We start from the raw sequence: 14,081 nt of genomic DNA, 5'->3' as shown, positions 1-14,081 counted from the left end.
CAGCCTGCGCAGCATTCCGCACATCAACTATGTATCGATCAACGCTCCTCTCTCCGTGGTGGTTCCCAAACGTCATCACCATCAGGAACGACAGCGGGGAGGCCCTTGTGGCCTCCCCTGATGAGCAGCTCGAAGCCATCGCTCGCGATGTCGAGAGGACCTTTGCCGTCAGTGCATGGAGTATCGGTGAGCGCCTTGCGGAAGCGCGGGCTTTGTATCGTTACCACCGCGAGGAGGGTGGTTTCGGAGGGTGGGCTGAGAAGCGGCTCGGGATGTCTGATCGCCGTGCGCGAGAGTTCATCAACATCTTTGAGAACATCGGCATTGAAAAGTCGGCGCAATTGCGCCGGCTTTCTACCCGCGCCCTGATTGATCTTGCCTCTCCCAGCACCACGGAAGCAACACGGACAGAAGTCGAGGAGCTTCTGGCGAAGGGCGACAAGGTCACGGCGCAGACCATCAAGGAGATTGCCGAACGGGCGAAGCTTGATGCCGCGCTGATCGAGGCGGCCAAGCACGAGAAGGCTGCGCTGATCGAGAGTGGCCAGCGCGAGCGGGGCGCGTTGCAGGAGACCATCAGCAAGGTCGAGATGGAGAGAGCGCAAGTGCCGAAGCGCGGAGGCTCGGTATCTCCCGCGCTGCCCTCTACCGTCAGCGCAAGCGTGATGCCGAGAATGCCGGTGTCACCGCCCCGGACAGGTCCGTTGCACCTATAGGAACTGCCTTAAGTTATACTTGCAACGGACCTATCCGGGGGAGGGCGGCGGCTCAAGCCGCCTGCCCCGTCCCCAAGGTCGAGGCCATCCTGATCCCGGCCGATCCTGCCCAAGTCCGGTTCAGTTGGTCTCCCCGCATCGTCCCGGCAAACTCCAATCCGGATATCGCCCGGCTCGGGGCAGTGGTCGCCGCGCACGCGGCGGCTCACCGTCTCGCAAACCACTTCAGGAGAGCAGCATGATCACGACCACAGCATCGCGGGCGAACACCTCTATCGACGCACTCCGCGCGATGGTCGAGCCGCACAAGGAGAGCCGCGCCGACGACCTGCCCTTCATGACGGTTGAGGACATCGACGTCAGACTGACCTCCCTCATGCATCAGGGTGCAATGCCGGCATTCGCCGCCATGGTTCGCCGCGTCGGCATCAGGCGCGATCCGAGCTGGGTCTCTCACGCGGTCATGATAGCCGCGCTGGAAGCGATGCATCACCACCGCGCCCGGTCGGAATGGCGCGAGCCTGCCCTCGCCGATGTGAAGAAGCAGGTCACGATGCTCGACCGGGCTGCTGATGCCCTTGCCGAGCTGGCCCATGTGCAGAAGACGCGCGGCCTTAGATGCAGCGCGGTCGCCCAGACCATCAACCCGCATGAGGCATCCGATCCTCTCTTGTCCGTTGATCTCCTTCGCCAGATCGAACAGGAACGCGACCGCCTGCTGAACGAGGCCGCCGCACTGGACGGACGCTGCCGCCCTATGAGCCGCGCCCGCTTGTTCGCCGACGCCTTGTGGCCGCTGTTCCTGTCCTTGACTGACGGCGTACGCGGTCACCGGACAGGGTTCACCGACTTTGTGAGGCATTCATGCCTCGTCGTGACAGATCACATGCCGTCTGAGACGCTGATCCGTAGTGTTGTGACGAAGCGCACAAAATAAAGCCAGATGTAGCGCTCTGTTATTCCACTTGGCGCTCAAGTCATGACGCCGCACAGTGCCGCATCGCCCCCCATTCAGCGAGACGGCAATGAACCCCGACGACCTCCTCTCCCCCGAAGACGCTGGCTTGTACTTGAACAAGAGCGCGAAGACACTTGAGCGCTGGCGCTCGCTCGGTTCAGGCCCTGCGTTCCATAGGATCGGAAATACGGTGGTCTATCGCCGTAGCGACCTCGATGCGTACTTCCTCGCAGCCCGCGTTGAGCCGGCCATGACTGGCCGGGTCGAACGCGTCGTCAGGAGCGCGTGATGCCGGTCCTGATGTGCGGCAATGGCTCGACGGCAAGGGCGTATCGGGCGACCGCGCATCGCGTTCGTGGCAGCTCCCGCGTCGAGATCGAGATCGATCTTGGGCTGATCGGCACCGGCGATGTCTTGGTCTCCATGCAGGCTGACGTCGCCCGTGATCTGGCACGCGAGATCAATCGCCGTCTGGACGAGATGCCCATGACCGAGCGCGGATCGCGTTGGCTCGATGGTGCCCGGTCGGCGCTCCTTGGTCGGGGGCGCTGATGGTCATGCCCTTGCTCATCGAGCGTATGCAAGTCCAGCCCGATGTCGCACGTAGCGGGCAGCGTGCGGTGTCGCTGACCCTGATCGGGGGCACAGGCGGGCAGGTGCGGGCTATGTTGTCGCGTGCGCAGGCGGCTGACCTTGCCAAGATGATCCGAGACGCGCTGGCGCGGGAAACGCGGTGATGCGGTCCCTGGGCACCAGCCCTAAGGAGCCGCCACAGCGGCGTCCTTCGGCAAGGCTAGCCAGCCCGCCTCCCGCCTTGCGGCGGCCCCTGTCGCCCGCGCTGCTGCCCCTGTCCGTGCCCTGTCGCTGGAGGCCCCCCCGGCCTCGGGGCCTTCTGGCGACTGGTTTCCCCTGCGCCGCCGAGGCCCCGGAATTTGCGCGTTTCTCGACTTTCTCAATTCCCGTTTCTCTTTTGTGAATTAGGCTCCTGATGTCCTCCGCCACATCTCCCGATCCCGAGCCGAAAGCTGGCACTATCTCCGCCGAGCAGGCTGCCGCTTTGCTGACGATCACCCCCGAGCGGCTGCGCCAGCTCGTGCGTGCCGGTCATCTTCCAAAGGCGCAACGCAACCAGTACGCGCTGGTGCCGGTGGTGCAGGGCTATCTCAATTTTTTGCGCGATCCGGCCCGAAACGGGCGCACCGCAGCGGACAGGCGCCTGACCGAGGCTCGCGTCCGCCAGATCGATGCAAGCATGGCCCGCGAGGCGGCAGAGCTTGTCCCGGCCGAGGAGGCCATTGCCTTCGCCCGGCTCTTTTGCGCTGAGCTGCTCGGTCGCGTTGAGGAGTACGCGGCGACCTACGACGAGCCGATGGCCAGCCGGATGATCGCCGGCGTCGATGCCATCCGCGCGAATTGCGAGCGGCTCATCGTCGAGTTTGACGAGAGCCGGGGAGACTTCGCATGACCGAGGTATCCTTCTACTCCTGCTGCGCCGAAAGCCCGCTCGTGGGCGCTGCGGACGACGAGCCCGGCCCCAGCCTGAGCCTCAAGTCGGCAGAAGAGAGCCGGGCGGACACGCTTCTCGGCCCCGTCGTCACCGGCCGGACATTGCTGCCCCCAACACGCCGCATCGCCGTGCACGAGGGCGGGCACGCCTGCGCCCGGCTCGCGATTGGGGGCACTGTCGCGTCGGTAACGGTCGATGGACAGCCCCACATGGCCGGCGGCGTAGAAGACGATCTCGATCAGCATTCCCGCATGGTGATGACGCTTGGCCGACGCCGACCTCCTTTCATCGAGGAGGTCTGAACGCTGCCATGGTCTATCGCAAGGGCGAGCTGTCGACGTCGCAGATCAACGTTCAATGGCCGCATCAGGTCGCGCTGCGGGCGCTTGATACCCGTGAGCAGTATCTCCGGCAGGAGGCGATCGAAGAGGCGTGCAAGGACCGCTCGCACTCGCCGCGTGGCCATTCCGTGGTCTATGACGGGGACTGGTGGAATGTGCACTGTTTCGCCGATCCAGCGGACGCCGCATGGTTCATAGCGACATTCGGCGGCGAGCCATTCGATCCTCGTGATCGGGGCACGGGCCACAGCTGGACGCTGTGGGACAAGGGCAAGGCCGCCGCGCGTGATGCGGCCCGGCGGCGGCGATAGCGCCGTTGCCTTGATAGACGCGGGGAAGGCGGACATGGTCTCAATGAGCGCAGAGCAGGGTGGTGTCAGACGGACTTCTTACGCGTCGGCTTGGCGGCTGGCGCTGACGGCTTTTTCCCCAGACGCATGTTCTTCGCCAGCTTCGAGCGCTGCTCGGCATAGTTCGGCGCGACCATCGGATAGTCCGGCGGAAGGCCCCACTTCGCGCGGTACTGAGCGGGGGTCATGTCGAAGCTCGCCATCAGGTGGCGCTTCAGCGATTTGAACCGCTTGCCGTCTTCGAGGCAGACGATGAAATCGGGGGTAACCGACTTCCTGATCGATATGGCTGGGATCGGGGCAGCCTCAGCAGGCACCGCTTCTGCCGGCTCTCCGAGCTTGGCGAGCGCTGCATAGGTGTTTTTGATCAGCTCCGGCAGGTCGGCTGCGGTGACGCTATTATGCTCGACGTACGAGGCAACGATGCCCGCTGCGAGCTCGATCAGCGATGATTGATCTTCTGTCATTTGTGGTCCTCCTGTCTTTGGTGGACCACCGGCAATAGAGCCTGTCAATGCGCGCCGCACGGATACTGCATATCTTGAAGAATTATGATCGACGACGCACTGGTTACACCATCACTCGACAGCTCTAGAAGCCACACGGAGCACCTGATGTTGCCCGATTGCCCTCTCAAGGCCGTCATTGCCCCTAACGCGGTATTGCGCCCCGCCATCGACCGCCGGAGGCATAATCCGGATTATCTCAAACTCACCGGCACCGTTCCGGTCCAGCGCCAAGAACACGCGGTCGCCTATTGCGAGGTCTGGGGGTGGCTGGTTAGGCCTCATAGCCGTCCGGACCAGAGGTAAAATCGCGCGGATCGGCCAAGTATTTTGCTATTGCGCGGCTTGCCAATTCTTCCGTGCCATCCTCTTGCCAGAGCCCCAAGATGATAGCGCCGAGATGCTCTCGTGCTGCTTCCCTGAAATGGCGGGGAACCCGGGGTCCAATTTGGACCCATGCTGTGTCGAAGGCTGCTGACAAAGCTAGCAGCTCGTCCGGCTCGGCCAAGAGTGTTCGGAAAGGCATGGGGACGCACGTTCGTCATCGCTGGTTACTCCAGCCACTTCATCCTGCGACAAGTTGGGGTGCGGCGGCAATAGCGTGATCCCTTCGATCACTCTGGCCGCCTTTAAACGACGCGAAGTATTTGCCGGAGGCCGCTTGCCCTCTCCTAGCCATCGTTGCCGCGCGCGCAACAGGCCCGATCTCCCTGTCCCTTATCAGGTTTCGTGACCAATTCTTAACCGGTCGGACGGAGGCTGAAAGGTAGGTCAACGACGAAACGTGCCGCGTCACAATCTTCATTACCCAGAAGAGGGTGAAAACAATGGGCATGCATTCCCGCCTCGTTACCGGGCTGGCCGTAATCCTATGCCTCGGAGGGCTGATGCTCTTGCTAAATTCTCGCGTTCCAACGTTTGATCAGATCATGGCTTCCTGCTTAGCCGTAGAAGCCAGCTCGGCCGCAGGGCACAGAGCCGCGACCTGCCTTTGCATGGTAGAGAAGCAGCAAAGTTGGACTTGGTCCCTTGTCGAGATCGCTGCGCCCGCCGGTCTATGCAGAGATATGGAAGCTGCTGAGAGAGGCGTCTGCCGGTCGGCTTATTTTGCTGTGTAGTGTCGCACATCGAATGCGGACATGATCGTGCGGTTTGCTATCGGGCGGCAACGCGCCGACCGCGTCAGTGGCACTCAGGCCTTGTCGCGCTCTATGCCCATGATAGGCAATACGGGCTCCCGCCGATATTTCACTAGCGCCTTGCTCACGAGGTTGTCAGCGGCTGCCAAATACCCATGATGACAGCGCCGAGATACTCCCGAGCCGCTGCTTGCGACAACGGCGGGATACTTGGGCCGATCTCGGTCCACGTGGCATCAAACGCGGCAGATAGTTCGCTGAGCACGTCGGGCTCAGCGACAATTTTTCGGAATGGCATGCATCGAACCGCAGGGCAGAGCCACTGGTCGGTCGCAGGTCCAGCAATTCAGCCTGCGCACGGGCGAAAACAATCCGCAAGCGCTCCATCGTCGCAGGTCCCGGAACTTGCGACTGCTCCTTCGGTTGCAGAACGACGAACCGGAGATCGAGCTATGCCAAAGTTCTATTTCACGACCGACAATGGGAAGGTTGTCGATGCCGACGATGAGGGGGTGGAGTTGCCTGACTACATCGCCGCGAAAGACGAGGCGCAGAATGCGCTCGTCGATATCATCCGGGAGCGCTTGCCGAATGGCGAGCATGCCGACTTCAAGGTCGAGGTGCAGGACGAGACCGGCGATGCGATCTATCTCGCGTTGATGAAGTTTGAGGCTGGCAATCCGAAAGAGAAAGCAACGATGGATCAGCAAGCGATAGACGAGGCCGTGGCCGATGTCGCCGCTGCCATTAATTCGATGGGCCAGTCCGCGTTGCGGTGAGGCCCTCGATCACTCTGCCCGCTTGTGGGCGACGCCAAGTATCTGCCGGTGCCCTATAGCGCGCTCGTAGCCGTCGTCGCCTCGCACCCGGTACTGGACCTCGCCATCAACCGCCGGCGGCAGAATGCGCAGCACCTCGTAGTTGCCGCTACCCACGTGGTCGACGAAGCCGAACGAAAGCGTGACGCGGTCGCCGACTTTCAGCCCGTTTAATTCAATGATGGATGCCATAGACTTTGCTCCGTGAAGTGCTTCTTAGACGCGGTGATGGCGCGCATCAGCGGCGCGGTGAGCTAGATGACCACTCCGCGCCCGGAACGACGGCAGGACCTCGCCATTGATGTGCCAATCCAAGGTAGGCGAATGCCGCGATGGTGACGGCCACACCCATCCAGATGAGCAAGTCGGTCCAGTGCTGGCGTGGTGGTAGGTCCGACATCTCAGGCTCCATCGGGCGGGCCGCCGGCAACGCAACAATCCGGCATAGGACAAGCCAGACGAGGCGGTCATTGTTCCCGTCCTCTATCGAACCCGGCTCCCGCTCGTTGTCGCGGAACGAGTACATCGCCGCAACGGAGCTGCGCAGCTTGGAAAGCGAAGGGCCGGGCACGGGAGAACAGATGCCGGAGGCCGCTGTATTCGGGCACAGCAGGCCAAGCAGCGGCATTGACCCGAGCCCCGCTAGGGTAGTAGCCGCCGAAGCAAACATCCTCCTGCGAGCGCTGTATAGCCGTTTCGAATTCTTGGGGGTAGGCGTAAAAAACTACGCATCGTTGACTAGAATGTCAATCGCCTCATCCGCTAAGCTAAGGGCAAATGGCAGGAGAAGCCCGATGCTGAATTCGTCACCGCTGCATGATCTGATCGAGGCACTTGCGGAGTGCGCCGCCCACCGTCCGCCTTCGAGCTTCCGTCTTGGTGATCCCGAGCAGGTCGCGTTTATGCGGCCCATGTTCCAGCTGGACGGGGCTCGGCGCTCCGGCCGGGCAGGGCGGCGGTCATGAAGCGCGCTGCCCTCTATGCCCGGTACTCGACCGAGAACCAGAACGACAAATCCATCGACGACCAACTGGCGCTTTGCGACGAGTATGCGGTCAAGAACGGCTATCAGGTCGTCCGCCGGTTCGGCGATGCCGCCCGCTCGGGCGGCTCAATGCTCAATCGAGATGGCCTGATCGACCTCATTGCCTCGGCTGGCCGCAAGGAGTTCGACGTCGTCATCGTCGAGGCTCTCGACCGCCTTTCGCGCGACATGGAAGACCTCGCCGGCCTCCACAAGCGGTTCAAGTTCGCCGGCATCGACCTCATTGCCGTGCACGAGGGCAAGGCCAGCACGGTCCTCGTCGGTCTCAGGGGCCTTGTGGGTCAGCTCTTCCGCGAGGATGGCGCTGAGAAGGTCCGCAGAGGCATGACCGGCGTCCTGCGCAGTGGCAGGAGCCCCGGCGGCAGGAGCTACGGCTATCGGCCTGTGCTCGGCCGACCGGGCGAGCTTGCTATTGAGCCGGACGAGGCTGCGATCATCCTCCGCATCTTCACCGAGTATGCCGAGGGCACCTCGCCACGCGACATCGCCGCCGGCCTGAACCGCGACGCGGTCATGCCGCCGCGCGGCACGCGCTGGAACGCCAGCACGATCAACGGCAATGCGACGCGCGGTCATGGCATCCTGCTCAACCCGATCTACGGCGGAACGATGCTCTGGAACCGGGTCACCATGGTCCGCCATCCCGAGACGGGGAAGCGGGTAAGTCGGCCGAACCCCGAGAGCGAGTGGCAGCGGCAGGATCGCCCGGACCTGCGGATCGTTCCGCCTGACCTCTTCGAGGTCGCCACCGCGCGGAAGAATAGGTTCAAGGCGAAGGAGGGGCTCAGGGCTCCCTACACACCGCGCGCGACGCGGCTGCTGTCCGGGCTCCTGCGCTGCGGTCACTGCGGCGGCGGCATGCGCATTGACGGCAAGCAGCGTGGCAGGGTGCTGATCGCCTGTAGCGCCGCACGCGAGAGCGGCACATGCCAAGCGCCGGGTCTTCGTCGATGCCATCGAGCAGACCGTCATCAAGGGAATGCGGGAGCAGCTCTCGAACCCCGAGGCGATGGCGCGCTACATCGCCACCTTCAATGAGAAGAGGAACAAGGAGGCAGACGGGCAGACCCGCGAACGCAGCAAGATCGAGCGCCGCATTGCCGAGATAGAGCGCGACATCGACCGGATCGTTGATGCTATCGGCTCAGGCGTCTTGAGCCACGAAGATGCGACCCGCCGCATGCCGCCATTGCGCACCGAGCGCGCTGAGCTGAAGCAGCGGCTGGAGTTCTTGGAAGGCGAGCGGAAGGTCACGACGCTGCATCCTGCCGCCATCGAGGCCTATCAGCGCGACATGGTCCTGCTGGGCAGCGCATTGAGCGAGGCGATGAAAGAGAGCGCCAAGGCCCGCAAAGCCTTCCGAGCGATCATCGAAAGCGTCGTCGTCACCATCGGTGAGCGCTATAAGCCTGCGAAAGTCGAGGTGAGAAGCTGGCTTGCCGCCCTTATCGGCGCTCCTGCCGATGTATCTAGGGCCGTGGTAGCGGGAGACCGTTCTGGTCGGGAAGCATACCCGTACCCGGTTCGTTTCCTTCTGAGCGCATGAAGGCGTCGCCGGTGTTAAAGACCTGATGACGCGCCTCCTTTGCTTCCATGGCATCGCGCTGTGGTCGGCATTCGGCCGAATTGGCCGACGGGGTCTACTGATGATCGATAAAGCCGCCCACCTGATGCTCGCAATCGGCTATCTTATATTGTTCTGGTACCACTAGAGCCAAGGCTGCCCGCCGCTTCTACAGGGGCGGCGGGTTCGCCAAGATGCCGATGGATCCAGGAGTAATCGAGCAATGGCCCATCCGAAAATCATCGACGGCGGCGCGAAAGTCGCCAGCGAGGGCTCACATGACGAGCGCAAGATCGCGATGGCGGCCGTCAACGCGTATGGGATAGAAGCGATCAAGGCCACTTTTCTGCTCAACGGCGGAGCGATCATTGCACTTCTCGCGTTGCTGAGCGCCCTCTATGCCAAGGACAGCGCCTATGTCGCCGGGGCCGCTCGGCTGCTGACGAAATCGCTTATCCCAGCCTTTAAGTTCTTCATCGGCGGCGTGGTAAGCGCCGCTATGATTGCGGGGATAGGCTACTTGAACTGGTCGATCTTGGCGCAGGCATACTGGCAACCAGCGGACTGGCACAACTTTGTCGAGCGAGCCGAATGGGCAACGATCCCCCGTTGGTACAATCCACTTATCGAGACGACCCGCGCGATCGCAATCGTCTGCTTTTTCTTATCTCTGTTCTGCTTCTGCCGCGGAGCTTGGATCGTCGCCAAAGCCTTTCTCAAAGTTCATCTCTGACGCTCCGGGAAGGCTCAATATGGATCTGACGCATGCTATTGCCGCTGCCGCGCAGGCGTTGGCCCTGGTGAAGGGGCTTCGTGAGATCGACGCAGGACTGAGCCACGGCGAACTGAAAGCCAAAATGGCCGATCTCTATGCGACGATGGCAGACGTCAAGATGACGCTCGCCGATGCCAAGGAAGCGATGAGGCAGAAGGACGCCGAGATCGCTGAGCTCACCAAAAGGCTGTCCGGCAGGCAGGAACTCGTTGAGCACGGCGGCTACTTCTACGCCAAGAACTCTACCGGCCAGCCGTCGGGGGTTCCGTTTTGCTCAAACTGCCTCGAAAAAAGCGGCACGCAACTTCGGCCCGCTCATCAACTGATGAACGTTTACAAGTGCCCGCGATGCAGCGCTCATTTTAGTGACCTCGTGAAGCTGCCCTGAACTGGCCTTTGAGACAATTCGCGGATGGTAGGAGAGCGTATGTCCGATTCACCTAAAATCGTCGCACATCACGCTATGGCCAGCGATGAACTGGAACTTATGCGGGCTTACGTCCAAAATGGGCGGCGGTGGCGCAGGGTGCTTGAAAGCGAACTTCGATCGCTGTTCATTCTCCACTTTGCAGAGTGGGAGGCCGCACCGCTGACGAAGCCGGTCCAATTGAATGACGTGATCTGCGAATACAAATTGCGCGGTCTCGCGCCGCCTTATGACGACGTCAAAGACGATCTTAACGCGATAACGAAGGCCATCGCAGCAGCTGTCGCAAATCTGCCTGCGGATGAGCATGACCGGATCAATCAAAGCCTGATCGACGACTTTGTAATGTCGACGAAAAATAAACAGTAGCCCGAATTGGCAACCGCTCCCGATCAATAGTTATCACCGCAGCGCGCGCTCCATTTCGTGCAGGATGCGCTTTGGCAGCTCGGCCTCGACGATGCCTTGAAGGTCGCGCGGTGGCGCACTGGACCATCTTGACGTGAAAAGCCTCCCAAGAGCGCTGGCGAGGTGTAGCGGCCGGCGCCGTTGACGAAGCGCTGAGCAGTGCGGATGCTACCGAGCAAGAGAACGCGGAACGCCGGCGCACACTAACGGATGAGCCGGCGGTGATCGACCAGGCGCGGGGCAAGGGACTCAAGCAATGATCGACGAAATTCCCGATATCGAGCACTCGCCTTTGTGCGGAAAGGTTTCACGCGACGGTGAGACGGTCGACGTTCAAATCTATCGGATGGCCGATGGCGATGAAAGCTGGTCGTTGGAGGTGGTTGACGACGACGGAGGCTCGACGGTTTGGAACGACCTGTTTGAGACGGACCAAGCGGCCTACGCTGAGTTTTTCACGACGCTAGAGCGTGAAGGCATAGCCTGCTTCCGGCAGGCGCCCACCGATACGCACCTAAACTAAAGATGGCGAGGGCATGCGTTGCGCGTGAGGAAAGTTGAATGAGCGGTCCGACAAACTTTGAAGTGGGCCAGGCTCAAGAGGGTGACATCGGACGCAGGCGCGTCAGGGTGCATTATAAGAAGCGCTCCGGCAGCAGCCGTCATGGCATCGTTGTTCTGACCGCGGCATCCGGCAAGTCTGTTCTCGCTTCAGTGCTCGGGCATGAGCTCGATCAAAACTTGATCCTGATGGATTACGATGTGAGAGCCGAACTCGGCGTTTCCAAAGGGCAGAAGATCGAGTTGATAATTGAGCGCGCAGGGCTGCTGGGCAAACTCCGTTGGTACCTGGGGAACGCGGATCCGGCTGTTCACATCCCAGCGTGGATTGCGATCTGGTCGCTGTTCCTGGGAATTGCCGGCATTGCCATCGGCCTATACCCGCTGGTCAAATGATCACGGCGCCTTTCGCCGCCACCCGCGATGAAAAGGCCGAGCGCCGCTGTGCCCTAACTGACGAGCCGGCTGTGATCGGCCGAGCGCAAGAGAAGATGCGGCCTTGAATGATTGACGAACCGCAGCTTGCACCACGGGCCTTCTCCGCTTGGCGGATCTACTTGGGCATCGCCATCATTGTTGCTGCAATCGCCGGCGTGATTTTATATCTGCTGTCGCTCGCGCTAGAGACCAAGACACCGGTCACTGCTCCGGCGCCGGTGGTCCCCACTCCTCAACAGCCACCATTGCCGCCATCGACGCCACCACGCGTAGTCCCGATCGAACCAGTCGTTCCACCCCCTGCGCCAGTTATCGAGACAATCATGGCGCCTCTGCCACCGCCGCGACCGGCGAATCTCAGACTAGCGCCTCGCCCAGCTGCCCCTCGCTAACCGACCCGCTTAGTGGCCATGCCAAGACCAAGACGGGAACGAAATAGCATTTGCGTTTGAAGTGCTGTTGACGACGGGGACTAAGCCGGCCGCGGCAGGAAGGGAGTGGTCGCCTCTCTTCCCGGTCCGGCCAGAGGTTGAATTTCAGGCCGCACGCGACGGTGTCGCGGAGCGGTCTGATCCCTTTTCGTTCAGGTTTTCCACATCTGAGGTTGTGGACACCCATGCCGCACTGGACGCGATAGTGACGGTGCGTCACGATTGCGCGAATCGAGCGAGGTTGACATGAAGACGCCCGTCAAAGACGCCGCATCTGCGGCAAATGCCGCCGCTTATCAGTTGGAGATGGAACTGGTGCAGTTCCGCCTTGGTGACCAAAGCATCCAGTTCAATATCGATCTGACTGCGGAAACGGTTTGGGCCACCCAACAGCAGATTGCCGATCTGTACGAAAAATCTCGCCCGACGATCGTCGGCCATGTCCAGAACATATTTTCAGAAGGCGAACTGGTGGAAGCGTCAGTTAGTCAGGTTTTCCGACAGACTGCCGCCGACGGTAAGAGTTACGACGTCACGCACTACAATCTCGATATGATCCTGTCCGTCGGATACCGGGTCAGCGGGCCGAAAGCCACAAAGTTCCGCCAGTGGGCAACAGCCACCCTGCGGTCCTATATCGTCGATGGCTACGCGCTGAATGAACGCCGCCTCAAAGACGCTCCGCACAACCTAGCAAAGCTCGCAGCCGATGTGCGGGCCCTCCGGGCAGATGAGAAAAACATTTACGCGTCGGTGCGCGATTGCTTCAAAGTTGGGTCGAGCGACTATGACGCGCAATCGCCTGCCTGCCGTTCGTTCTATGCGCGTCTGCAGGACAAGTTCCATTTTGCCGTGACTGGCAAGACAGCTTCTCAGATCATCCTCGATCGCGCGAAGCACACCGAGCCGAACATGGGCATACAGGCGTTCGAAGGTAACCGGCCGACCATCGACGAGGCCAAGATCGGTAAGAACTATCTCGACGGGGAAGAGCTGTACCGGCTGCACATCTTGTGCGAGCAGTTTTTGCTTTTCGTTGAATCTGCGGCCCTCCGCGGGCGGCAGCTCACGATGGGGCAGCTTGAACAGAAGTTCGACAGTCTCATGGTGATGAGCGACTATCCTGTCTTCCAAGGGTACAAGGATTTTCTCCGAGAGAGAGCTGTCAAGCATGCTCAGGCTGAGTACGCGCGCTGGCTAGTGCGGCTCAAGCAGGATGATGTCGTGCGAATACCTAGAGCGCGTTCCTAACCCCTAAGGGCGAACGGGCGATATCGGGCAAGATTCGATCATTCAGCCACCGAGCTCCTCGCGCTGCGCGATCAGCCTCCGCACGACCTCCCGGGTCACCCTGAGCCAGTGATACATGGCGACGTCATTATCAGCCGCCTTCGCCTCCCGAACGCCGTCAGCGCAATAGTCGATCGCCGCCTCCTGATACTCGTCAACCAGCTCGGTAGCCGCATCCTCGGGCGACACATCAGGAAGGGGTGCGTTGGGATCGCTTTGATCGGACATGGTTGCTCCCGAGCTCTCGCTTGTCCTTAGGCCGCGCCGTCGCGCTCTTGGATCTCCTGCTGCTTAAGAAGCGCATTCAACCGGTCCTGCTGCTCGTTGAGCCTGGCGGCGATGCTTTCCTCTGCCGCGGCGCCCGACGCTCCGGTAGCCTGCGCCGTCAGGTCTTCGATGTTGCGGCGTGCCATCGCGATCCGGTCTTCGAGGTTGTCGACTGCATCAGCCATTTCCAGCTCCATCCAATTTCACACCGCGCGCAACCGAGGGCGCCGTCGCGCAAAGGACGCTGATGGGCTGAAGCTTGTTCCCAATGCGCCGTCATCCACATCTCGAGCTCGTCGGGCTGCCGCAGAATTCCCGGCCTTCCAATTGATCGCGATGACCTCTGAGGGCGGACATGGGAACGTCCCGGCGGGGGAGCCGGAGCGCTATGGTGGCCCTACCAGTGCGGCGCGATGGAGATCCAGGCAATGCCGCCGAGGATGACAGCTAGGCACAGGCCCCATAGGATGATTGACGTCGACATGGCGCTACAAGCGGCAATCAGTCGACGGGTAGATCTGAGAATTCGTTCGAGCCGGA

The 14,081-nt window shown here is 61.4% G+C and carries 21 protein-coding genes; 17 read left to right on the top strand and 4 right to left on the bottom strand.

The window, feature by feature from the left end; all coding sequences use genetic code 11:
* Positions 1-107 precede the first annotated feature (107 nt).
* The 8 genes from AXW83_RS12280 (at position 108) to AXW83_RS12245 (ending at position 3,833) form a co-directional block, all read left to right on the top strand.
* The gene (locus AXW83_RS12280; protein WP_168166090.1) at positions 108-716 is read left to right on the top strand and encodes a DUF3102 domain-containing protein; all 609 of its coding nucleotides are present in this window, start codon (positions 108-110) and stop codon (positions 714-716) included.
* 238 nt (positions 717-954) lie between these two features.
* Positions 955-1,653 carry a hypothetical protein gene (locus AXW83_RS12275; RefSeq protein WP_066613883.1) on the top strand — a complete coding sequence of 233 codons (699 nt, stop codon included), beginning with the start codon at positions 955-957 and terminating at the stop codon, positions 1,651-1,653.
* Positions 1,654-1,741: 88 nt separating this feature from the next.
* Positions 1,742-1,963 carry a helix-turn-helix transcriptional regulator gene (locus AXW83_RS12270; protein ID WP_066613881.1) on the top strand — a complete coding sequence of 74 codons (222 nt, stop codon included), beginning with the start codon at positions 1,742-1,744 and terminating at the stop codon, positions 1,961-1,963.
* Positions 1,963-2,226, top strand: a complete 264-nt coding sequence (locus AXW83_RS12265) for a hypothetical protein (protein WP_066613880.1) — start codon at positions 1,963-1,965, stop codon at positions 2,224-2,226. The genes AXW83_RS12270 and AXW83_RS12265 overlap by 1 nt, the downstream gene beginning before the upstream one ends.
* A 5-nt stretch (positions 2,227-2,231) precedes the next feature.
* Positions 2,232-2,411: a hypothetical protein gene (locus AXW83_RS12260; RefSeq protein WP_156639986.1), complete on the top strand. Its 180-nt coding sequence runs from the start codon at positions 2,232-2,234 to the stop codon at positions 2,409-2,411.
* Between the two features lie 320 nt (positions 2,412-2,731).
* Positions 2,732-3,139 carry a hypothetical protein gene (locus AXW83_RS12255; RefSeq protein WP_066613876.1) on the top strand — a complete coding sequence of 136 codons (408 nt, stop codon included), beginning with the start codon at positions 2,732-2,734 and terminating at the stop codon, positions 3,137-3,139.
* Positions 3,136-3,483: a hypothetical protein gene (locus AXW83_RS12250; RefSeq protein ID WP_066613874.1), complete on the top strand. Its 348-nt coding sequence runs from the start codon at positions 3,136-3,138 to the stop codon at positions 3,481-3,483. Before AXW83_RS12255 ends, AXW83_RS12250 begins: the two co-directional genes overlap by 4 nt.
* Positions 3,484-3,491: 8 nt before the next feature.
* Positions 3,492-3,833: a hypothetical protein gene (locus AXW83_RS12245; RefSeq protein WP_066613870.1), complete on the top strand. Its 342-nt coding sequence runs from the start codon at positions 3,492-3,494 to the stop codon at positions 3,831-3,833.
* A gap of 65 nt (positions 3,834-3,898) precedes the next feature.
* Here AXW83_RS12245 and AXW83_RS12240 read toward each other — a convergent pair whose 3' ends face one another.
* The gene (locus tag AXW83_RS12240; RefSeq protein ID WP_335339347.1) at positions 3,899-4,399 is read right to left on the bottom strand and encodes a Ros/MucR family transcriptional regulator; all 501 of its coding nucleotides are present in this window, start codon (positions 4,397-4,399) and stop codon (positions 3,899-3,901) included.
* Positions 4,400-5,969: 1,570 nt separating this feature from the next.
* Between AXW83_RS12240 and AXW83_RS12230 the strand changes: the two genes are divergently transcribed.
* Entirely contained in the window at positions 5,970-6,296 is a 327-nt protein-coding gene (locus AXW83_RS12230) for a DUF6894 family protein (protein WP_066613863.1), read from the top strand.
* 9 nt (positions 6,297-6,305) lie between these two features.
* On the opposite strand, the gene AXW83_RS12225 is transcribed toward AXW83_RS12230, so the two are convergent.
* The gene (locus AXW83_RS12225; RefSeq protein WP_066613862.1) at positions 6,306-6,527 is read right to left on the bottom strand and encodes a hypothetical protein; all 222 of its coding nucleotides are present in this window, start codon (positions 6,525-6,527) and stop codon (positions 6,306-6,308) included.
* 769 nt (positions 6,528-7,296) lie between these two features.
* Between AXW83_RS12225 and AXW83_RS12215 the strand changes: the two genes are divergently transcribed.
* The 8 genes from AXW83_RS12215 to rhuM all read left to right on the top strand — a co-directional run bounded on the left by AXW83_RS12215 (position 7,297) and on the right by rhuM (position 13,235).
* A complete protein-coding gene (locus AXW83_RS12215; RefSeq protein ID WP_066613858.1) occupies positions 7,297-8,418 on the top strand; it encodes a recombinase family protein in 1,122 nt (373 codons plus the stop codon).
* Entirely contained in the window at positions 8,390-8,926 is a 537-nt protein-coding gene (locus AXW83_RS12210; RefSeq protein ID WP_066613856.1) for a hypothetical protein, read from the top strand. Before AXW83_RS12215 ends, AXW83_RS12210 begins: the two co-directional genes overlap by 29 nt.
* A gap of 241 nt (positions 8,927-9,167) precedes the next feature.
* The gene (locus tag AXW83_RS12205; RefSeq protein ID WP_066613854.1) at positions 9,168-9,677 is read left to right on the top strand and encodes a hypothetical protein; all 510 of its coding nucleotides are present in this window, start codon (positions 9,168-9,170) and stop codon (positions 9,675-9,677) included.
* A gap of 19 nt (positions 9,678-9,696) precedes the next feature.
* Positions 9,697-10,107 (top strand): hypothetical protein, encoded by a 411-nt coding sequence (locus tag AXW83_RS12200; RefSeq protein WP_066613852.1) that lies wholly within the window; start codon positions 9,697-9,699, stop codon positions 10,105-10,107.
* Positions 10,108-10,146: 39 nt separating this feature from the next.
* Positions 10,147-10,515: a hypothetical protein gene (locus AXW83_RS12195; protein WP_066613850.1), complete on the top strand. Its 369-nt coding sequence runs from the start codon at positions 10,147-10,149 to the stop codon at positions 10,513-10,515.
* A 295-nt stretch (positions 10,516-10,810) separates the two neighbouring features.
* Complete coding sequence (locus AXW83_RS12190; protein WP_066613848.1) at positions 10,811-11,077, top strand: hypothetical protein; 267 nt, start codon at positions 10,811-10,813, stop codon at positions 11,075-11,077.
* A 38-nt stretch (positions 11,078-11,115) separates the two neighbouring features.
* On the top strand, positions 11,116-11,511 hold the full coding sequence (locus tag AXW83_RS12185; RefSeq protein ID WP_066613846.1) for a hypothetical protein: 396 nt from the start codon (positions 11,116-11,118) through the stop codon (positions 11,509-11,511).
* A gap of 719 nt (positions 11,512-12,230) precedes the next feature.
* The gene (gene rhuM / locus AXW83_RS12180; RefSeq protein ID WP_066613844.1) at positions 12,231-13,235 is read left to right on the top strand and encodes a RhuM family protein; all 1,005 of its coding nucleotides are present in this window, start codon (positions 12,231-12,233) and stop codon (positions 13,233-13,235) included.
* 42 nt (positions 13,236-13,277) lie between these two features.
* On the opposite strand, the gene AXW83_RS12175 is transcribed toward rhuM, so the two are convergent.
* Together AXW83_RS12175 and AXW83_RS12170 are read right to left on the bottom strand one after the other, a co-directional pair.
* On the bottom strand, positions 13,278-13,502 hold the full coding sequence (locus tag AXW83_RS12175; RefSeq protein ID WP_066613842.1) for a hypothetical protein: 225 nt from the start codon (positions 13,500-13,502) through the stop codon (positions 13,278-13,280).
* 26 nt (positions 13,503-13,528) lie between these two features.
* Complete coding sequence (locus AXW83_RS12170; RefSeq protein WP_066613840.1) at positions 13,529-13,738, bottom strand: hypothetical protein; 210 nt, start codon at positions 13,736-13,738, stop codon at positions 13,529-13,531.
* Positions 13,739-14,081 lie beyond the last annotated feature (343 nt).

Origin of the sequence: Bosea sp. PAMC 26642, from assembly GCF_001562255.1 — a bacterium.
GTDB lineage: Bacteria > Pseudomonadota > Alphaproteobacteria > Rhizobiales > Beijerinckiaceae > Allobosea.
Note: the sequence above shows the minus strand (reverse complement) of the source record. Positions and strands in the feature narration are given on the sequence as shown.